The organism is Nocardia sp. A7, assembly GCF_046549215.1.
Lineage (GTDB): Bacteria > Actinomycetota > Actinomycetes > Mycobacteriales > Mycobacteriaceae > Nocardia.
Genome location: NZ_JAJPWE010000001.1, coordinates 2250205 through 2271038 on the forward strand (window position 1 = coordinate 2250205; position 20834 = coordinate 2271038).

Sequence of the window (20834 nt, forward strand, 5' to 3'; positions counted from 1 at the left end):
ACGGTTAAGTTGTGGGGGCGGAGGGGTGGGTGGTTGCGGTGGGTGGGGTGGGCTTACGCCGGGTTAGTGGCTGCCGCGGTAGGGAATTCGGTGCGGACCGGTAGGGAGTCGATGAGGTCGGATATGGCGGTGCGTAGGCGGGCGTTGGTGCCGCTGGCGATGGACGACCACTTCACTCCGTCGTCGGCGACGCTGGCGGTGATGATGAATCTGCCTGCGCGCGTGTTGAATACGGCGATGTGGTTGTCCTGGATGTCGCGGGTGCCGTCACCGTAGGCCACGCCGACGATCTCGGCGTAGGAGTGGATCTCCACGAGCGCCGAGGCGAGTGTCTGGGCGTCGGTGGTCGGATTGCCCACCTTGCTCAGGCGCCGCACGGTGGCGGCTGCGTCACCGGTGTCGCCGAAGATCGGCGCCAATTGGTCGGTGGGAGCGTTCATTCCGTACAGCTCGAGTGCTTCGACCGGACCGAGTGCCTGCAGCACCGCACCGGGCAGGTCGAGGCCCGCGTCATCGATGACGTAGGACTGCGGCCCGCGCAGGGCGACGACCGCGCGGTCGTCGCCCTGCGCCAGGCAGAATCGGTTGACCTGGCCGGCCACCACCCACCGCAGCGCGATGATCCACTGCGGTCGGTAGAGCACCCGTAGCCGTTCGGCGAGCTCGGGTGCCACCATCTGTCCGAACAACAGGTCGCGTTCGGTCAGGGCGGCCGCTGCCACCTTCATGGCGGCGTCGTGCGCGGTGACGTTGTCATAGCGGCCCATGGCATCGAGCACCACGGGCATCTCGTCGAACTCCAATTCCTCCAGGAGGAACTGCATGTCGTCGAGCGAGAGCACGACGGCGCCGAGCAGCGAACCTCCGCTGCCCGAGCCGAGAACCGTCACTTGGCCGATCCGGTGAGGTCGGCGCCGATCACACCTTCGGCCGTGTAGCGACCATCGGTGAACTCGTCGGAGCGCACGTAGTCGATGCCGTCGTGCTCTTCGTCTTCCTCGCCCTTCTGCCGGCTACCCATCAGCGGGTTGGCGCCGGTGCCGGTGTTGCGCACGGGCGCGGCATCGGCGCGGTTGACGACCGTTTCCGACACCGGTGCGTTCGCGGCGGCGTTCGCGGCGGGTGCGCCCCAGCCCTCGGGCAGCTTCAGCGAGCCCGCGCTGACGGCACCGAGACCGGCCGACGTGGTGGCCATGCCACCACCGACGGCGGCGGCACCGGCGGCACCGACACCAGCCATGGCGGGCGCGACGGCGGCAGCGGTACCGGCGGGCGCGGTGACCGCCGAGATCGCGGAGGCGCCGATGTTGCCTGCCGTGCTGACACCGCTGGTGAGCACGCCACCGGCGGTGTTGGCCGCCTGGGTGGCTGCGCTGACCACACCGGGGTTGGACACGAAGGCCTGTGCGGCGGCGACGGCTGTCTGGAGCGGATCGCCACCACCGAAGTCGCCCTGCGCGGAGCCCGCGCCGCTGGCGATGGCGGGCGGCATGGTGAACTCGCTCGGGACGGCGACGGTGGCCGAGGTGGCGGCCTCGTAGGTCTCCATCACCAGTGCGGCGCGGATGTCCATCGCGTGGCGCACGACCTCGGCGGCCTCGAAGGCGCCGGAGACGACACCGGGCGGGTTCGCCGAAACGGCCACCGCGGTGTTGGTGGCGGCGATCTCGGGCAGGCTCGGCATCGCGATCGAGGCGACGGTGTAGGCGGTGGCGTTGGCCGCGCACTTGCCACTGATCGCCGCGGCCGCGATGCCCTGCTGGCTGGCCCAGCCCGCGAACGGCGCCAGGCGGGCGAGCACGGCGATGCCGTTGACGCCCTGGAGGCCGACACCGACTTCGGCGATCACCCGCGTGATCGTGAATGCTGCGTCGCCCCACGCGGCGGCCAGCGTGCCCCACGAGGTGGCGGCGGCGCTGATCGGGATCGCGTGTGCGCCCGCGTTGAGGGTGGTGGAGTTGACTTCGGCCATACGAGGCAGCCAGAACACCCCGGTGATCCCTGCGGTCATGCTTGTTTCTCCCCTGAGTAAATGATCGTCGACCGGATCGGTGCGGCTAGATCTGGATGGCGTTGATCGTCGCCGCGCGGACCACGTCTTCCCCGATGTGAGTGGTCAGCTGCGAGCGCAGGGTCGCGGCGGCGTGATGCAGCTCGAGGATCGCCTGGGCGACCGAACCGTCGTGCTTGCCCGCGGCGGTGTTGAAGTGCGACGCCGCGAGCAGCGACACCTCTTCGGCGCCGGACGGCAGCACGTGCGTGGTCGGCCCGGCGAGCCCGGCCGCGAGGGCGAGGCGTTCGGCGAGCAGATCCAACTCCGCGGATGCGGCGAGGACGATTTCAGGTGCAACGAGAACGTGTCCAACCATGACCCGACTCCTTCTGGTGGCGGCTATCGGGAACCACGAGAATTCCCCCTACGAGTACTTGGACGCGAGAGCGGGTCGTTCGGTTCCATCGATTCCCCACCCAATTTTCGCTAACCCCATCCCAGCTCATGCAACCGGTCGTCGTCAATCCCGAAATGGTGTGCTATTTCATGGATCACGGTGATCGCGACTTCCTCGACCACCTCGTCGTCGGTGTCGCAGATGTCGAGAATAGCCTCGCGATAGATCGTGATGGTGTCCGGCAACGATCCAGCGTAGTAGCTGTCCCGCTCGGTGAGGGCGATCCCGTGGTACAGCCCGAGCAGCGACGGTTCCTCGTCGTTTCGGGGCTCCACCAGCACCACAACATTGTCTATGGCACCGGACAGCTCCGCCGGGATCTGGTCGAGGGCATCGCTGACCAGCTCTTCGAATCGCCGCTGCGGCATCCGCTCGGACAACGTCACCTCGGCTGGGGCTGCGGCGGCAGCGGCGCGGCGCCCGGCAGCGGGGCCGGGGTGGAGCGTCCTGAGTTCGGCGGGGGCACCGGAGCCTGTCCGTCGATCAGGATCTCACCGCGAGCCGAGCCCACGATGGGCGCGAAACCCTCACGGTCGGCACCTTTTCCGAGCCAGCAGTCCAGTTTGTGGCTGCCCGCGAGCCAGCTGGCAGGCTCCAGATAGTCGAAGAACAGGGTCAGCGTCTTGTTGCGGATGGCATCGGGGCTGCCGAGATAATCGCCGGAGAGGCGATTGCATTCGGCCTCGACGAACTTGTCCTGCTCGGCTTCCGACGGCGGGCCGCCGGTGAAGTTGGTGGCCAGGTCGACGGTGCCGACGATCTCCACCGAGTGCGGCTGCGCGCAGTCGACCGGGTCGGTGGGCAGGTTCTGATTGATGCCGAGGCAGGTGCCGGTGGGGTGGACCTTCGACTGATCGCTGTCGGCCAGGCTGCCTGCGGTGGCCGGACTGGCGGTGGTGGCGGCGACCTGGACACCACACCGCAGCGTCCGATCACCGTGCTGCCAACCGGCCGGGCTCGGCGACATCACATTCACCACGAACTTGCCGCGCGGATCGAACCGCCCGCCCAGATACTTCTGGACGGCGATCACGCAGTGCTCGTCTCGCAACTCGGTCATCCGCAGCGAATCGGGGTGCCGGGTGCCCTCGGCGAACTCGCGCCCCGGATAGGCGCTGAGGTCGATGACACCCGCCACCTCGAATAGGTGCTTGTCGCCGCAGCCCACCTTCACCAGGTCGCTACGGTCGGCTTTGGACCAGGTCAGGCAGTCGCCTCGGGCGGCGCTGCTGAACTCCTTGTCGCGCACCACCGGCTCGGCGCCGGGCTGATGCGCTTCGACCTTGTCGGTGTCGAAGCCTGTCACGGTCATGGTGGCCATGGCCGCGATGACCGCTCCGAGGGCGGCTATCAGCAGCCCCCAACGCAGTTTCGTCGCGGACAGGTGCAGGGCGCCGCCGCGACTGGGCGCGGCGGGTCCCTCGGCTGGAGTGCTCTGCTTCTTCGACATCGTCGACGAGTGTATTTGTCGTGGCGGACTCCGGGGTCAACCCCGCAGAGCTGACACGAAGATGCCGGGTATGCGGCGCAGTTTGCCGTCGCCGTAGAAATCGGTCAGCTTGCGGCCGGTGGCGGCGCCGGTCTTGTTCGAGACGAACCACGGCGGCTTCGGGGTGAGGGCGAGTTCGCCGCGCAGAATCGAGCGCGGAGCGGGGCGGAAGGGTCCGCGGACCACCGTGCGTTCGACTTCGTCGAGCAGGAAGGCGTTGTGTACGACGCCGATGCCGCTCTGGATGTCGTCGATGGTGTGGCCGGGGTAGGCGCCCCAGCTGGCGCGCGGGGTCAGGAACGCGAGACCGGTCCAGGCGTTGAGGGCGACGGTGCCGTAGCGCAGGTTCTCGATCGCGGTGTCGAGTTTCGCGCCGAGCGCGGTGATGGTGGCCGGATCGGCGACGATGTTGGCGCCCAGGGTGCCCATCAGTTCTTCGTTGGCGAAATCGACTGCGTTGCTGAGGAATTCGGCCCCGGTGCCCGGCAGCTCGACCACCCCGAGGACGGGCGAGAAGTATTCGGTGCGCAGCAGGGGAGTGTCACTGGCAGGCAGGTTCTCGACCAGCAACCGGCCGTTGGCGCGGGCCGCGTCGGGGTAGGTCTCGAGTGCGCCCGCGACGCGGTTGGCGCTGCCCGGGTAGTAGGCGGTGCGCGCGGGCGCGTTGTCGATCGCGGCCCGCAGTTCGGTGAGGAACTGCTCCTTGAGCGGCCAGTCGGCGGCGAGCACCACGGTCTGCGCGGCGACACAGTTGTAGCCACCGTTGTGCAGGCGCTGGGTGGCCACGTGCTCGGCCTGGAACTTCAGATCGGCGGCCGACCAGTCACCGGGGACCACGATGCACGGCGCGACACCGCCGAGTTCGCTGGTGATCGGCTTGTCCAGGATCGGCTCGCCGGTCTTGTCGGCGCCCTGACCCCACACGATCGCGTCGTGGGTGGGCGCGCCGCCGGTCATGTGCACGTGCGCGACCAGCGGATGGTTCACCAGGTAGCCGCCCTCTGGGGCGCCGCCGGTGAGGATGCGCACCACGCCGAGCTCGATGAACGGCGCGAAGATCGCTTGGAACACCGGCAGCAGCGGATCGGTGATCGGGTTGAGCTTGAGCGCGACGACGCGGTTGTTGGCGTAGAGCTCGTAGAGGGTGTCCAGCGGCGCGATCGACATGATGTTGCCCGCGCCGAGCACCGCGCCGACGCCGTTGGTCTTCGCGGGTTCGCGCTGGGCCAGGCCCGCTTTGCGGCGCGCGGTCGCGGCATCGACGCCGGGCTTGAGCCAGACGTCGGCGCTGAACCCGCTCAGCAGCAGCTTGTCGTAGAAGCCGTGCGGCAGCGCGGGCACGGCCACCCGGCCGCCGGGTGCGGTGGTGAGTTCGACGCCGTCGAGCGGACTCGCGCCCTTCTCCAGCGCCGCCATCGACTCGCTCAGCGCCGCCGCGCCCGCGAGCATCGTCATCGGGCCCGACATCCACTCCTCGCCGAGCAGCGGGCTGTCGGCGTCGAGCTTCTTGATGGTGCGGGCGGCGGCGACCCAGGCTTCGGCGTCGCGGGCGGTGAGCGCGTGCAGTTCGTCGAGCAGTTCGCGGCGGCGACGCAGGTCGGTCGCGGCCCAGGCCTTTTCCCCCTGGGTGAGATCGGCGAGCGCGGTATCGATGACGGCGGTGTCGAAAGAGGTACTCACACCGCAACTATGCCCCTGTCCTGCCCGATTGGCACTTCAACTAGGCTTGATTCTCATGATCGACCTCCGATTCCTGCGCGAGAACCCGGAAGCCGTCCGTGCCTCGCAGCGGACCCGCGGTGAGGACCCCGCACTCGTCGACGCCCTGCTGGAAGCCGATGCCGCGCGCCGGGCCGCCGTGGCCACCGCCGACAACCTGCGCGCCGAACACAAGGCCATGGGCAAGGTGATCGGCAAGGCGAGCAAAGAGGAGCGCCCCGCGCTGCTGGCCGCCGCCACCGACATGTCCGCCAAGGTCAAAGAGGCCGAACTCGCCCAGCACGCCGCCGACGCCGATCTGGACGCCGCGCAGCGCGCGATCTCCAATATCGTCCAGGAAGGCGCGCCCGCGGGCGGCGAGGACGACTATGTCGTACTCGAAACCGTCGGCACCCCACCGGTTTTCGACTTCGAGCCCAAGGATCACCTCGAGCTCGGCGAAGCGCTGCACCTGATCGACATGGAGCGCGGCGCGAAGGTGTCGGGTTCGCGGTTCTACTTCATGACCGGCTACGGCGCGCTGCTGCAGCTGGGTCTGCTGCAGCTGGCCGCGCAGAAGGCCGTGGCCAACGGGTTCACGATGATGATCCCGCCGGTGCTCGTGCGCCCGGAGATCATGGCGGGCACCGGGTTCCTCGGTCAGCACTCGGCCGAGGTCTACCACCTCGAAGAAGACGACCTCTACCTCGTCGGTACCTCGGAGGTGCCGCTGGCCGGCTACCACTCCGACGAGATCCTCGATCTGAGCGAGGGCCCGAAGCGGTACGCGGGCTGGTCGTCGTGCTTCCGCCGCGAGGCCGGTAGCTACGGCAAGGACACCCGCGGCATCATCCGCGTGCACCAGTTCGACAAGGTGGAGATGTTCGTCTACACCACCCCTGACCAGGCCGAAGCCGAACATCAGCGGCTGCTGGCGTGGGAGCGCGAGATGCTCGCCGCGATCGAGGTGCCCTACCGGGTGATCGACGTGGCCGGCGGCGATCTGGGTAGCTCGGCGGCGCGCAAGTTCGACTGCGAGGCCTGGGTGCCCACCCAGCAGACCTACCGCGAGCTCACCTCCACCTCGAACTGCACCACCTTCCAGGCGCGCAGGCTCTCGGTCCGCTACCGCGACGAGAACGGCAAAGCTCAGGTCGCGGCCACGCTGAACGGCACGCTGGCCACCACGCGCTGGATCGTGGCGATCCTGGAGAACCACCAGCAGGCCGACGGTTCGGTGCGCGTGCCCGCGGCGCTGGTCCCGTTCGTCGGCACCGATGTACTGACACCGTAAGATGCTGATTGTTTGCTGACGTCCATTTGTCGGATGTGGCAAACACCCTGACCCATCAACATCTAGGCTGGTGCTCGTGCGAGGAATCGGGGCGCGCGGCGATACCCGAACCCGGGTGCGGGCGGCATCGGCGTTGGCGACGGCAAAGGTCATGGCCAGGACAACGGGGGCGTTCTACGTTCTCGGTGGTGTCCTCGGCCTGATGATCACTGCCGTCGCGCCGGGCGAGGACGGTAATCGCGCCATTGTCGGTACCGCGGCCGCCATCTCGGTTCTGCTGGGGCTCACGCTGCTCGCGTGGGGCCCGCGGATGCCGCACGGCCTGCATCACGCCTACCTCGCCACCGCGGCCGTGCTCGTCGCGATCGCGGTCTACGACTTCCCGAATATCGTCGGCGCCATCACCCTGGCCTCGTTCTTCGTGTTCGTAGCCTGTGACGCGGCGCTGTTCTTCGCCTGGTCCAAGGCCGCCGCGCACATCGGTTTCGCGATGGTGCTGTGCCTGCTGGTGTTGCCCGCACGCGGGTTGCCGTGGTGGTCCGGGCTGATCCCGGCCGGTGTCACCTTCGGCGCGGGCGCGGTGGTCGGCATCCTGACCAGGATGGCGTCGGAAGCCGATATCGACGTGCTCACCGGCCTGCTCAACCGGCGCGGGTTCGAGAAACAGCTCAACCCGGCGATCGACGCGGCCGGTCGCGGCGGTCAGGGCATGTCGCTGGTGCTGGTCGACCTCGACCGATTCCAGAAGATCAACGACCACCTCGGCCACCGCGCGGGCGACGCCGTCCTGCAGCGGGTCGCCGATACCTGGCTCGACCTGCTCGCTCCCGGCCAGGTGCTGGCTCGGTTCGGCGGCGACGTGTTCGCGCTGCTGCTGCCGGGCACCACCGAGCAGGCCGCGATCCTGCTCACCGAACAACTGCGCGCCGCGGTGACCATGGGCTGTTCGGCCGGTGTCACCTCCTGGCAGCCGGGCGAATCCGGTTCGCTGCTGGTCAGCCGTGCCGATGTCGGCCTGTACCGGGCCAAGCAGGCGGGCCGCAACCGCACGGTGCTCGAATCGTCGCGGCAGTTGCCGCTGGCGGTGGAACTGCGCGAGGCCATCGACCGTGGTGCGCTCGACGTGCACTACCAGCCGATCGTCAGCCTCACCGAGGACGGCGGCCAGGCGGTCGGCGTGGAGGCGCTGCTGCGCTGGTCGTCGAGCGCGCAACCCGAGGTCACCACCGAGGGCCTGATCCGCGTCGCCGAGGAATACGACCTCATCTCCGACTTGGACGAGTTGGTCCTGCGCCGCGCCTGCGCCGACGCCGCCCGCCTGCAGGAGAGCTTCGCCTCGCTGAACCTCACCCTCAACGTGAACGTCTCCGGCCTCGAACTGGCCGAAACCGAATACGCCGAGCGGGTCGCGACCATCCTGTCCGATACCGGCTGGCCCGCCGACCAGCTCGTCCTCGAGGTCACCGAGAGCGAACTCGCCGCCGAATCCCAGACCGCGATCACCAACCTGCACACCCTGCGCGACCGTGGCGTGCGCATCGCCATCGACGATTTCGGCACCGGCTACTCCTCGCTGAGCCGCCTGGCCACCATTCCCAGCGACATCCTCAAGGTCGACCAGTCCTTCGTCGCCGCCATCCGCTCCGATTCCCCGGCCCCGCCGCTGCTCAGCGTCATCGCCGCACTCAGCAAATCCCTCGACCTGCAGGTCATCGCCGAGGGCGTGGAAACCGAATACCAAGCCGCGGTCCTCACCGAACTCGGCTTCGCCCTCGCCCAGGGGTACCACTACAGCGACTCGCACCCGGTGTCGGAACTCATCAACGATCTCAATGACGGCCGCGCCCGCGCGAGCGCCGCTGACGACGATGACGAATCCCTCGCCGCCAACGGCTGGATCCCGCTCGGATAATCGCTTGACCCGGCCGGGCGCGGCGCGAACGATAGAGCCCATGCGAATGCTCATCTACGGCTGTTGATCCTCCCCGCTCCGACAGGCGGTGGCCTGGTTGCGACGTGATCCTGTTCGCGACCTCACGGTGCGCGCGGTCCTGTTCAAGGGCACGCGCGATCTGCTGCCGATCTACGCGCTCTACGGTGTCCTCTTCGCCGACCACGGGCTGAGTACCGCGCAGATCTCGCTGCTGTTGGCGATCTGGTCGGTGACCGCGTTCCTGCTCGAGGTGCCATCGGGTGCGTGGGCCGACACGGTGTCTCGTCGTGGCCTGCTCGTCCTGAGCTGTGTGTTGCAGGCCGCGTGTTTCGCCCTCTGGATGCTGGCGCCCTCGTTTGTCGGCTTCGCGCTCGGCTTCCTCGTCTGGGGTATCGCGGGAGCACTGGAATCGGGGACGTTCGAAGCGTTGGTCTACGACGATCTGGTCGCGCATGGTGAACCGTCCGCCTACGCGCGGATCATGGGGTGGGCGCGCGGCGCGCAGGAGAGCACCGTCCTCGTGGCGATTCTCGCCGCCGCACCGCTGTTCGCGCTCGGTGGTTATGCCCTGGTGGGCTGGGTCAGCGTCGCCGTCGGTCTGCTGCACACGCTGACCGCGCTGGCACTGCCCAGCGCGCCGGTCGCCATCTCCGCCGCTGCCGTCGACGATCTGGATGATGAGCCCCCGGCCGGACCGGTGGGCCCGCACGTCAAAACCGGAGCGGCAACGGTTGTGGCACAGCCGAATTCGCACGGCACCACATCGTCGCGCTATCTCGTCATGCTCAAAACGGGCCTCTCCGAAGCACTGCACGTCCGCCGGGTCCGTCGGGGTGTGCTGCTCGGCGCACTTCTGTACGGCGTCACCGCCTTCGACGAATACTTCGGCCTACTCGCGGTCTCCGGCGGCGCTTCGACAAGTACCTCGGCACTGCTGGTAGGCGTCACGGTCGCGGGCTCGCTGATCGGCTCGCTGCTGGCGGGCCGCACCGAGGTCGTGTCGTCTCGCGCATTGGCGGCAGCGCTGTTCATCGCCGGAATCCTGTTCATCGCAGGCGCGTTGGCGGTCGGGGTGGCAACCGGGCCCGCGCTGGTCTGGGTCGGTTTCGTCGGTATCGGCATCGCCTACGGCATCGACTTCAACGCCGAGGTCATCGCTGGTGCTCGGCTGCAGGATGCGATCGAAGGCCCGGCCAGGGCGACCGTCACCTCGGTGTCCGGGCTGCTCTCGGAGATCGTCGCGCTCGGCGTGTTCGGGTTTGTCGCGGTCGCGACGCAGTGGCTCGCGATGTCCACGACTATCGCGCTGCTCGGGACGGTGCTGTTGGTCGCCGCCGCGTTGACACCCACTTGGTTGCCGCCGCGTCACGTTCCGGCGCGTGATAGGACTGAGAACGTCACCCCTGATCAAGGGGGAGAACATCGGTAGCTACCCGCCCACCCGCAGACCAACGAGGCACACAACGTGAGGGCTAACCACCCCGGACGACCCGCGAAGGTCACGGGGAGCAGGCGCAGCCTCGGGTTGGTGTTCGGGTTCTGTATCGGGGCCGGTGTCGCGGTGCAGGGGCGGATCAACGGCGCGCTCGGGGCGCGGTTGGCCGATGGGATCGCGGCGGCGACCATCAGTTTCGGCACGGGGCTGCTCGCACTGCTGATCGCTTTCGCCTGCAGCCCGGCGCTGCGGGCAGGCGTCACCAGGGTGCGCACCGCGGTATCAGCAGGCACCCTGCCGCGGTGGCAACTGCTCGGGGGCTTGTGCGGCGCGTTCTTCGTCGCAGCCCAGGGCCTCACCATCGCCGCGATCGGTGTCACCGCCTTCACCGTCGCGGTGGTCGCGGGCCAACTCCTCAGCAGTCTCATGGTCGACCGCCTCGGCCTGGCCCCGAACGGCCGAACCCCGATCACCCCGTGGCGCATCTTCGCGGCCGCCCTCGGCATCACCGGGGTCGTGCTCTCGGCCCGCGACAGTTCGGCCCCGACCACGATCGCCACCGGCGTCCCCGACATCCCCGCTCTGCTCATCGTCCTCCCCGCCCTCGCGGGCATCGGCCTGGCCTGGCAACAAGCCGTCAACGGCCGAGTTGGCACCACCGGCGGCCCCTTCACCGCCACCCTGATCAATTTCGCGGTAGGCCTCACCGCCCTGCTCGTCCTCGACCTCTTCACCCTGTCCACCACCGGCCTGCCCACCCATTTCCCCACCGACCCATGGCTCTACACCGGCGGCCTGATCGGCGTAGCTTTCATCGCACTGGCCGCCGTCACGGTCGGTCTGATCGGCGTCCTGCTACTCGGCCTCACCTCGGTGGCGGGCCAACTCGTCGCGGCAGTGGCGCTCGACGCCACCGCCGGAAAACTCTCACTCACCGCGGTCTGCAGCTGTGTGATCGTGTTGTGCGCGGTGCTCGTCGCGAGCAAGGTGCCCAGCGCCGCCCGCTGATCACCGCCCGCCACGGATGCTAGGTTGCTGGCGAACCAACCACGCTGGTCGGCGGTGAGCACGACTCACCAGCGGCGTGGGTATCGATGTGGGGGAGCACCGAAGTGATCGAACCGTTGGCGACGAACGAACCGCCGGTCATCGGCCGCTATCGCACGCTCGGGGTACTCGGTGCCGGTGGCATGGGCCGGGTCCTGCTCGGCGCCGGGCCCGATGGGCGATTCGTCGCGATCAAGCAGATTCATCCACATCTGCTCGACGACAGCGATTTCCGAGCCCGTTTCGCCCGCGAGGTGAGCATTTCCACCCGGGTGTCCGGTGCGTTCACCGCCGCTGTCGTCGATTTCGACACCGGCGAGAACCCTTGGCTGGCTTCGGTATTCATCGCCGGCGTGCCGCTCGACCGGGCGGTTCGCGATCACGGCCCGTTGCCGGTCGCCGCTTTGCGCATGCTCGCCTCCGGCCTTGCCTCGGCACTGCATTCCATCCATGGCGCGGGTCTGGTACATCGAGATCTCAAGCCCGCCAACGTGATCCTGGCAGCCGACGGACCGCGGGTGATCGACTTCGGTATCGCCCACGCGGGCGAGGGCAGCGCACAGCTCACCGAGACCGGCGCCGTGGTCGGCTCGCCCGCGTACATGTCGCCGGAGCAGGCGATGAGCGGGCCGGTGACGGCGGCCGGCGATGTCTTCTCGCTCGGTTCGCTGCTGGTCATGGCGGCCACCGGGCAGAGTCCGTTCGCCGCGACCTCGGCGCCGTACACCCTGTTCAACATCGTGCACAGCGAACCACAGCTCGACGCGGTGCCGCCCGAGTTGCGTGAGCTGATCGGCGCGTGTCTGCGCAAGGATCCGGCCGCCCGACCCACGGCGGCGCAGATCCTCGACTATCTGGGCGTGCTGCCGGTGCGGACGCAGCCGTGGCCCGCGCCGATCCATGCCGAGATCGCTGAACAGTCACGGTTTCTGGTCTCGCTCACCTCGGATCCGGAAGCGACGCAGATCATTTCGTCATCCATGATCGCCACGGCCCCGGTGCCGCCGCCCGCCCCGGCCCGGAAGCGGTATCGGAGCAGGCTGGCGCTCGCGCTCGCGGTGGTGACGACGGTGGTGGTCGCAGGCACGCTCACCGCGGTCCTGTTGCGTGATGAGGAACCCGCGGTAGAAGCCAGTCCGGCCGCGGTCCTGCCGAGCATGGCGCAACTGCGCGAGATCGATGCTTGCGGCTGGCTGACCCAGGCATTCGGCGCCACCCTGCCCGCTGACCTCGTCGCCGGCGGCCAGGCCGATATCGCGCAGTGGCGGCGGCAGCAGACCTCCAGTTGGGGTTGCGAGGTCACCTCGGGCGCGGCCAGGATCACGGTCGAGATCGGCACGGCCATCAAGGGATTCGCCCTGACCGGCGCCCGGACCAACGGCTTCGCCGTGCAGCGCAGCGGCCCCGAATGCCTGCTCGGCATCGACAACGGTACGGACACCGCGCGCTGGGGTATCTCCCTCAGCACCGCCGAACGCACGACCTGTGCGCTGGCCGAGTACGCCCTCGATCGGCTGGCCGCCACGATCTCCACGGCACCGAAGTGGCCCGAGGCCCCGCGGACACTGGCCACGCTCGATCCGTGCGCGCTGGCATCGGATACCGAGATCACCGCCGCCGGAGCTGCGGTCCCCGGCACCGGCTTCGCGCACACCTGTGAGTGGCGAGGCGCGTCCACCGTGCGGCTCACCCTTGCCGTTCCCCGCCGCGCCGACCTCCCGACCTTCCTGCGCAAGACCGTCGACGTCGGCGACGGTGTGGTGCTCGAGGAGCTGAACGCGGCCGATGCGATGGCCGATTGTCCACGCCTCTACCGCTTCCGGGATATCGGTGAGTCCTACGTGGAAGCGGTCACGGTCCAGGTCAGCCGCTCGACCGGACGGCCCGACGCGACCCTGTGCGCCGATACCGAAGCGGTGCTCGCGGCGATCGTCGGCCGGTTGCCGCAGTAGCGGTCACGGATCTTCGGGTGATAGTTTCACCGCAGGTAGGGAGGACCAGGCCGCTCATGGCGGCGGCTCGGTCGGAGGGGAATGTTTCGTGCGGTACATGTCGCGTCGGTTCGCGGCGCTCACAGTTCTGGTCGTCGGCCTCGCCACCGCGTGTGGTGACCAGCCAGGTCCCGATTACGGTGACTACTCGATCCAGCCGATCGCCGCCGACTACGACACCGCGGCCAGCTATCACCGCGGTGTCCTGACCGAGTCGCTGCGGATCGGTGAGCGGCTGGTGATCGCCGAGCAGATCGACCCGGACCTGTCGCAGACCCGCGGCGGCGGAGTGATCGTCGACTTCGAAGGTGTCGACGAGATGCTGTCCAGCGCACAGCGAGACGCGCTGGCGCCCTTCGACGTGCTGGCCGGCTTCGGCGCGATCGCGGGCAACGACCAGGTGCACAACGAGGCCACGCTCAAATTCCTGTCGATCGCGATCCTGGCGTTGCCCAGCGAGGAGATCGCGGGCCAGGCCGCCGCCGCGATGGCCGCGGCCGATTTCGGGGCCAATATCGACAACGCGCCGCTACCGAACCCGGAATTCCCCGCGGCACTGAACCATTGGCGTCCCGGTGTGCCGACGGTCGGTGGCTGGCTGGTGTGGAAGAACCTGGTGATCCGGATCTACGCCAAGGTCGTCGAGCCGAGTCCCGCCGTGCTGACCGACCTGCTGACCCGCACCTATCGCGCGCAACTGACCGCACTGAATGGTTTCACGTCGACGCCACCCGAGCGTTTCGCGACGACCAGGATGGACAGCGACAGTTTGCTCACCCGAGTGGTGTCGACCGGGCGAACCATCCCGAAGCACGAGGAATTCGCGGTGTACGGTCCGCGGGCGTACGCCTTGCTGGTGGGTCGGCCGTCGGTGCGGTTGGCGCTGTTCGAGAAGCATCAGATCAGTGCGGTCGCCTTGTCCCACAACAAGTTTCTGTACCGCACCGGCTCACCCGCCGCCGCGGTGACGTACGCGGATGAGCTCGCGGCCTCCCTGAGCGCGGACCACACCGCCATGGCGGGTGTGCCCGGGCTCCCCGCGGCGCGGTGTTACCGCGCGCTGCGGCCCAATCCGTCCGAGTTCGAGGCCATCCGGTTCTCCTGCCTGGTGGTGCGCGGCGAGTTCGTGGTTCGCCTGTTGAGCAACCGGGACGACGATGTCCGGCAGATGGCGGCGGCGCAGTACGCGTTGCTCGCCGGTACCGAGGGGGCGTAGTTCGATGAAAGCCCTTGGGCCGCAAGATCCTGAGACATTGGGCCGTTACCGCATGCTCGCGATGATCGGCCGCGGCGGCATGGGCCAGGTGCTGCTCGGCCGAGGCCCCGACGGCCGACTGGTCGCGGTGAAGCGGATTCACCCGCAGTTCACCGCAAGCACGGAGTTCCGCGCGCGTTTCCGCCGGGAGGTGCTGGCCTCTCAGCAGGTCACCGGCGCGTACACCGCGGGTGTTGTCGATCACGACGCGGATGCCGAGATGCCATGGCTGGCTTCGGAATACATCGCGGGCCCGTCGCTGCAGGAGGCGGTCGGCGAGTTCGGGAAACTGAACTCGAGCGGGCTCAGGTTGCTCGCCACCGGGCTGGCGATGGCGTTGCTCGAGATCCACCGCACCGGCCTGATCCACCGCGATCTCAAGCCGAGCAATGTGCTGCTCACCAATGACGGTCCCCGGGTGATCGACTTCGGGATCGCCAGGGCGCTCGAGGACGACGTCGCGCTCACCGCGACCGGCGCGGTTCTCGGCTCACCGGCGTACATGTCGCCCGAGCAGGCCGAATGCCGCCCGCTCACCCCGGCTTCCGATGTGTTCGCGGTGGGCGCGATCCTGGCGATGGCCGCGTTTGGTGCCAGCCCGTTCGAGGCGGCGTCGACACCGCAGGTGCTCTACAACGTGTTGTACCGGACGCCCGATACCAGTGCGCTTCCCGAGGGACTACGCCCCCTGGTCGACGCGTGCCTGGCCAAGGATCCAGCGCAGCGCCCGACCCCGGAACAACTGCTCGACGTGGCGAGCGGCCTCGACGCCACGCCGGTCTGGCCGGTCCGCATCCTCCGGCGCATCGCCGACCATCGGGCCGAGGCGGGCCGGTGGGCGGCCGGCCTCGGCGCGGTGGACGAGCCGCCACCGAACCGGCCGGTGTTCGGTGGCACGCCGCGGCGGGCCAGCCTCGTCTTCGGGGCCGCCGCGGTCTCGGCGCTCGTGCTCGCCGGTATCGCGTTCCTGGGAATCGGGATGGACGGGCACGCGCTGGCGATGTCGGATCCGCCGCTGGCACTGACCGTCGACGAGGCCCGCCGCCTCGACGTCTGCGAGTTGCTGAAGCCCGATGTCCTGCGCGATTTCGGTAAGCACACCGCCGAGCTCACGAACAACGGTGCCGACGGGTGCTCCACGATCTACGGCTGGGATGAGGACCAGACGTTCTTCACCTTCAATGTCGCTGTCCCACAGGCGGAGATCATCAGGGATAAAACCTCGTTCGGCGCCACGATCGCCTGGATGCCGGTCGTCGGGCAGCGCAAGGAGGCCGCCATCTGCGACCGTTCGGTGTTGACCCAGAGTGGCCTACCACTGGCTATCACGATGCAGGCCCAGGTGAAGCCGTCGAAACGCGACGGCTGCCCGGCGGCCGAGCGGGCGCTCGCCGCGGTGGTGCACCGGCTGTCGGTGAATCCACCGCTGGTCGACTACGAATCCGATTCGGTCATGCTGCTCGATCCGTGTGCCGTGCTGGATCGCGCGGCAGTGCTGCCGATCATCGGTGACCCGGCGTTGCCGCGGGTGGACGGCCCGCACGGGTGTATGGCACTTGGTCCCGACGGTGCGGTCGGACTCGCCTTCGACGACCGGATGCGGCCCGACAACGGCAGCGACAACAAGGACAAAGTGATGACCGTCGCGGGTCGGACCGCTTATATCGACCTGCAGTCTCCCCACCATTGCGTGCTCATCACCATGCACCGGCCGACCCGCGATGACCGGGCGGAGATCGTCAAGCTGGCCTTCTACCCGAACGCGCCGTCACCTGCCGCCTGCGACACCGCGGCCGCGCTGTTCGCTCCCATCCTCACGAAGTTGCCCATCTCATGACGATTCAACCGCTCGGCCCCGACGATCCCGAACGCATCGGCCGCTACCGTCTGCTCGGCGCACTGGAACCGACCGCGGGCTTCCGGTCTGTGCTCGCCGTCGCCCCGGACAACGCCCTGGTCGTCGTGCACCAGGTGCAGCCGGATCTGCTCGCCGAACCGGACCTCCGAATCCGGCTGCGGCACAGCGCCATCGCGGGTATGCGGGTTTCCGGCGCGTCGAACACCACCGTGCTCGATGTCGATGCCGATGAGGAAAAGCCTTGGCTGGCATCGGCATTCGTGCCCGGAACGCGACTCGACCGGGCGGTCGCGGCGCACGGCCCACTGCCGGTGCCCGCCGTGCGCGCACTCGCCGCCGCGTTGGCGACGGCACTGCGGACAGTGCACGGCGCGGGTCTGGTGCACCAGCGAGTGCGCGCCGACACCGTCTTGTTGACCAAGGACAGTGGCCGCCTCGGTGCGATCGGAATCACCGCGCCCGCGAGTCCGCCACGATCCGGGACCGCGACGGTTCTCGGCACACCCGAGTTCCTTTCCCCGGAACAGACACTCGGCCTCGAACTCACCCCGGCCGCCGACGTGTTCGCCCTCGGCTCGGTGCTCGCGTTCGCCGCGGGCGGCCTCGCCCCGTTCACCGCGCCGTCGGTGCCCTACCTCCTGTTCAACATCGCCCAGCGGGAACCCGATCTGAGCCGGGTACCCGAGCCGCTGCGCGAGATGATCGCCGCGTGCCTGCGTAAGGAGCCGGGCGCCCGCCCGACTCCGGCGCAGATCCTGGACTATCTCGGCGGGCCGTCGAGCGCTCCGGCGCCGTGGCCCCCGGCGGTCGTCGCCGACATCGACAGCCTCGAGCAGCAGGTGTCGTCGCTGCTTGCCGCGCTGCCACCGGCGATCCCGGCGGAACCCGCACCCGAGCGTCCGCTACCCGAAGTTGTCGCCGCGGCGGCGGCGACGGCCCGCGCGGCGGTGGTGCGCCGCTGGCGGGCGACCGAGCCACCGGCTCGGCGCGCGCTGGCCGCCTGCCTGGCGGTGCTGCTGGTCATCGCGGCCACGAGCGTCGTCCTGCTCGTCCGGGAGTCGGGCGAGGCTGCGCCCGTGACCGGCCTGACACTCGCCGAGCTGCGCCAGATCGACGCCTGCGTCTGGCTCGACACGGCGATCGGTGATGCGGTCCCGGTCCCGCCGACCCCGCTGCCCAAGGACGCCTGGAAGCTGACGCCAACCCCGAGCTGGGGTTGCCAGGCCGTCTCGGGCAAGAACAGCATCGACCTCACCCTCGGCAAGGAAATGGAGTACCTGACGGAGCACCGGACTTTCGTCGACGACGTCCCGATCATCCACGGCACCCCGCACAGCTGTGCCCGCGTGATCGCGAGCCCGGGCAAGGAGCACGACGCCGGACTGGTCATCGATGTCAACCAGTCCACCGATGAGAAGAATTGTGGCGCAGCCGATTACCTGATCGGCGAGTTGGCACGGTCACTGACCACCGCGCCGCGAGCTCGCGACCGTGCCAAGTCGCTGGTCACGCTCGACCCCTGCGAGCTGCTCGTCCGCGAGGAATTGGCGCGCAAGATCGGCCCGCTGCCGAAGGAACCGACCGTCGCCGACGCGCATACCTGCGAGTGGACCGGCCGGGTCGACCTCACCGTCGACCTGCTCCGCACGAGCACTCTCGTTACCGGCGGCAAGGCGATCACCGTCGACGGCGTCCAGATATTCGTCGACCAAGGTAGATCCCCTGCGACCTGCACCCGTGCCGCCCGCGCGCCGGGTTCCGACGAGGAGACGATCGAAGTCGAGATCGCGGGCATCGGCGCCGACCGACGGGATGAATACTGCGCCGTGGCCGTCGCGGTGCTGCGCGAGGTGGTGGGGCGCCTGCCCGCGCGCTGAGATTCCGTCGGGAGCGTCGCCGGGGCATACTCGATTCCCGACAGACCACCACGAAAGGGCAGCCATGGACCAGCTCGGAGTAGCGGTAGTCGGATACGGCCTGGCCGGGTCGGTGTTCCACGCGCCGCTCATCGCCGCCGATCCGCGCCTGCGCGTAGCTGCCGTGGTGACCTCGTCGGCGGAACGGGCCGCGCAGGCGCGGGCCGAGCATCCCGGGGTGCGGGTGTGGGGGTCGGCGCAGGAGATGTTCGTCGAGGACGAGGATGTCGATCTCGCGGTGATCGCCACGCCCAACCGCTCGCATGCGCCGCTTGCGTTGCAGGCGCTGGCCGCCGGGTTGCCGGTGGTGGTGGACAAGCCGTTCGCGGTGACCGCCGCGGATGCCGAGGAAGTGGTCGACGCCGCCGAGCGGGCCGAGTTGCCGCTGAGTGTGTTTCAGAATCGCCGCTGGGACAACGACTTTCTGACCGTGCGGGACCTGATGGAGCGCGGGGAGCTGGGCGAGGTGCGCCGGTTCGAGTCCAGGTTCGAGCGGTGGCGGCCGGTTCCCAAGGGTGGCTGGCGCGAAGTCGGTGATGCCGAGGACGGCGCGGGCATCCTGTTCGATCTCGGCAGCCATCTCGTCGATCAGGCGCTGACGCTGTTCGGCCCGGTCACCGAGGTGTACGCCGAACTCGACCGCCGCCGCCCGGATGTCAAAGCCGACGACGACGCCTTCATCGCCCTCACCCACGCCAACGGCACCCGGTCCCAACTGTGGATGAGTGCTGTCGCGCCGCAACTTGGTCCACGGATGCGCGTGCTCGGCGCCACCAACGGCTACACCGTCTCCGGCCTCGACCCCCAGGAAGACGAATTGCGCGCAGGCCGCCGCCCCGACGACGGAAAACCTTGGGGCACAGTCACATCCGACAGGTGGGGCACGTTCGGCACGGTCGAGGACATGCGCACCATCCCCACCCTCCCCGGCGACTACCCCGCCTTCTACGCGGGAATGGCCGCCGCCCTCCTCGACGGAGCTCCGGTTCCCGTCGACCCCCGCGACGCGGTGGAAACCCTGCGCATTCTCGAATACGCCCGCCACGTAGCAGAACCCGCCGATCTCACTTCCTGACAACCGGCCACGGTGACTACCGCGCCGGTGCGATGTTCTGGTTCAGGTGGAACAGGTTGGTCGGATCGTAGGTCTTCTTGACGGTGGTCAAACGGTCGAAGTTGGGGCCGTAGTTGGCGCGGATGCGGCCCTGGTCGTCGGAGGCCATGAAGTTGATGTAGCCACCGTCGGCGGTGTGGGGCTCGAGCGCGGAGTGGTAGTCACGCACCCACGTGATGTTGGCTTCGTTGTCGACCGGATCCGGCCACATACCGGCGATCACGGGGGCGAAATTCGCGGTGCGGTAGGCGAACGCGGTGTCACCCACCGCGACGTCGTGCACAGCACCGTCGATCGGGTAGAGGTGCATGGTGGATTGCACAGTGGGCACCCGCGGCCCGAACTCGAGGTGGGCGGCGAGGGCGCCGTCGGTGAGTTCGGGTTGGAACGCCGCTTTCCAGTAGTGCTGCAGGCCCGGGGGCAGTAGTCCGTCGAAGGCGCTGTTGAGGGCCGGGTAGGGCATCCGGCCGACATGTTCGGCCACCGGTGTCGCGACCGCCCGCAAGTCCGCCAGCAGTGCTTCGGCCTGCTCGTCGGCGCCGTTGAAGCACGACACCAGCAGAACGAACGGCTCACCGACGCGGTCCTCGGGGATGAAGGGCAACGGCGGGGCGATCTGGAAGCCAGGGAAGGCGCCCATCGCGCGCGGTGCCGCGGCGATCCAGTCGCGATAGGTCCGCAACAGATCCTCGGCGACGTCGAGCTCGAAGAACATGGGTCCGCCGTAGATCGTGTCCACCGGGTGCAGGTCGAACTCCATCTCGGTGATCACACCGAAATTGCCGCCGCCGCCACGCAGCGCCCAGTAGAGATCGGGGTGCTCGGTCGCGCTCGCGGTCACGAAGGTGCCGTCGGCCAGCACCACATCGGCGGCCCGGAGATTGTCGATGGACAGACCGTAGGCACGGGCGAGGTAGCCGATGCCGCCGCCGAGGGTCAGGCCGGTGACTCCGGTGGTCGAGATGATGCCGCCGGTGGTGGCGAGCCCGAAGGAGTGCGCGGCATGGTCGAAGTCGCCCCAGTCGCAACCGCCCTGTATGCGGGCCGTCCGGTGCTCGGGATCGATCCGGATGCCCTTCATCGCGCTGAGGTCCAAGACGATGCCGTCGTCGACGGTGCCGAACCCGGGCACGCTGTGGGCGCCCGCCCGGATGGCGAGGTCGAGTCCGCTCTCGCGGGCGGCATCGACGGTGACGCGCACGTCGGTGACGTCGACCGCGCGGACGATCGCGAGGGGTCGGCGGTCGATCATCGCGTTGTACACCGAGCGAGCCTCGTCGTAGCCGGGTGACTGTGCCGTGATCACCTCGCCCCGGATGGCTTCGAGCATGGTCAGTACGGGTGTGCCGTTCAT

At 68.8% G+C, this 20834-nt stretch carries 16 protein-coding genes; 9 read left to right on the plus strand and 7 right to left on the minus strand.

Translation table 11 applies throughout. The features are described from left to right. Window positions 1-53 precede the first annotated feature (53 nt). From ACLJPD_RS10240 to ACLJPD_RS10265, 6 genes are all read right to left on the minus strand, one after another. Window positions 54-890, minus strand: coding sequence for an ESX secretion-associated protein EspG (locus ACLJPD_RS10240; RefSeq protein ID WP_410871653.1), 837 nt, complete (start codon window positions 888-890; stop codon window positions 54-56). Beyond that, on the minus strand, window positions 887-2011 hold the full coding sequence (locus tag ACLJPD_RS10245) for a PPE family protein (RefSeq protein ID WP_410871654.1): 1125 nt from the start codon (window positions 2009-2011) through the stop codon (window positions 887-889). The genes ACLJPD_RS10240 and ACLJPD_RS10245 overlap by 4 nt, the downstream gene beginning before the upstream one ends. 46 nt (window positions 2012-2057) lie before the next feature. After that, window positions 2058-2369: a PE family protein gene (locus ACLJPD_RS10250; protein ID WP_410871655.1), complete on the minus strand. Its 312-nt coding sequence runs from the start codon at window positions 2367-2369 to the stop codon at window positions 2058-2060. Between the two features lie 110 nt (window positions 2370-2479). Next, on the minus strand, window positions 2480-2818 hold the full coding sequence (locus ACLJPD_RS10255; RefSeq protein ID WP_410871994.1) for a metallopeptidase family protein: 339 nt from the start codon (window positions 2816-2818) through the stop codon (window positions 2480-2482). 14 nt (window positions 2819-2832) lie between these two features. Further along, on the minus strand, window positions 2833-3900 hold the full coding sequence (locus ACLJPD_RS10260) for a septum formation family protein (RefSeq protein WP_410871656.1): 1068 nt from the start codon (window positions 3898-3900) through the stop codon (window positions 2833-2835). Window positions 3901-3936: 36 nt separating this feature from the next. Then, on the minus strand, window positions 3937-5619 hold the full coding sequence (locus ACLJPD_RS10265; protein ID WP_410871657.1) for an aldehyde dehydrogenase family protein: 1683 nt from the start codon (window positions 5617-5619) through the stop codon (window positions 3937-3939). A gap of 55 nt (window positions 5620-5674) precedes the next feature. Between ACLJPD_RS10265 and serS the strand changes: the two genes are divergently transcribed. The 9 genes from serS to ACLJPD_RS10310 all read left to right on the plus strand — a co-directional run bounded on the left by serS (window position 5675) and on the right by ACLJPD_RS10310 (window position 19441). After that, on the plus strand, window positions 5675-6931 hold the full coding sequence (gene serS / locus ACLJPD_RS10270; RefSeq protein ID WP_410871658.1) for a serine--tRNA ligase: 1257 nt from the start codon (window positions 5675-5677) through the stop codon (window positions 6929-6931). Window positions 6932-7007: 76 nt separating this feature from the next. Continuing rightward, window positions 7008-8843, plus strand: coding sequence for a putative bifunctional diguanylate cyclase/phosphodiesterase (locus ACLJPD_RS10275; RefSeq protein WP_410871659.1), 1836 nt, complete (start codon window positions 7008-7010; stop codon window positions 8841-8843). Between the two features lie 88 nt (window positions 8844-8931). Further along, window positions 8932-10293, plus strand: a complete 1362-nt coding sequence (locus ACLJPD_RS10280; RefSeq protein ID WP_410871660.1) for an MFS transporter — start codon at window positions 8932-8934, stop codon at window positions 10291-10293. A gap of 36 nt (window positions 10294-10329) precedes the next feature. Then, window positions 10330-11307, plus strand: coding sequence for a DMT family transporter (locus ACLJPD_RS10285; protein WP_410871661.1), 978 nt, complete (start codon window positions 10330-10332; stop codon window positions 11305-11307). A 104-nt stretch (window positions 11308-11411) separates the two neighbouring features. Then, the gene (locus tag ACLJPD_RS10290) at window positions 11412-13298 is read left to right on the plus strand and encodes a serine/threonine-protein kinase (RefSeq protein WP_410871662.1); all 1887 of its coding nucleotides are present in this window, start codon (window positions 11412-11414) and stop codon (window positions 13296-13298) included. Window positions 13299-13395: 97 nt separating this feature from the next. Beyond that, window positions 13396-14553 (plus strand): hypothetical protein, encoded by a 1158-nt coding sequence (locus tag ACLJPD_RS10295; protein ID WP_410871663.1) that lies wholly within the window; start codon window positions 13396-13398, stop codon window positions 14551-14553. A 4-nt stretch (window positions 14554-14557) separates the two neighbouring features. Continuing rightward, window positions 14558-16429 (plus strand): serine/threonine-protein kinase, encoded by a 1872-nt coding sequence (locus tag ACLJPD_RS10300; RefSeq protein WP_410871664.1) that lies wholly within the window; start codon window positions 14558-14560, stop codon window positions 16427-16429. After that, the gene (locus ACLJPD_RS10305; protein ID WP_410871665.1) at window positions 16426-18327 is read left to right on the plus strand and encodes a protein kinase domain-containing protein; all 1902 of its coding nucleotides are present in this window, start codon (window positions 16426-16428) and stop codon (window positions 18325-18327) included. Before ACLJPD_RS10300 ends, ACLJPD_RS10305 begins: the two co-directional genes overlap by 4 nt. 64 nt (window positions 18328-18391) lie before the next feature. After that, window positions 18392-19441, plus strand: coding sequence for a Gfo/Idh/MocA family oxidoreductase (locus tag ACLJPD_RS10310; protein WP_410871666.1), 1050 nt, complete (start codon window positions 18392-18394; stop codon window positions 19439-19441). Between the two features lie 16 nt (window positions 19442-19457). Here ACLJPD_RS10310 and ACLJPD_RS10315 read toward each other — a convergent pair whose 3' ends face one another. Beyond that, a complete protein-coding gene (locus ACLJPD_RS10315) occupies window positions 19458-20834 on the minus strand; it encodes an FAD-binding oxidoreductase (RefSeq protein ID WP_410871667.1) in 1377 nt (458 codons plus the stop codon).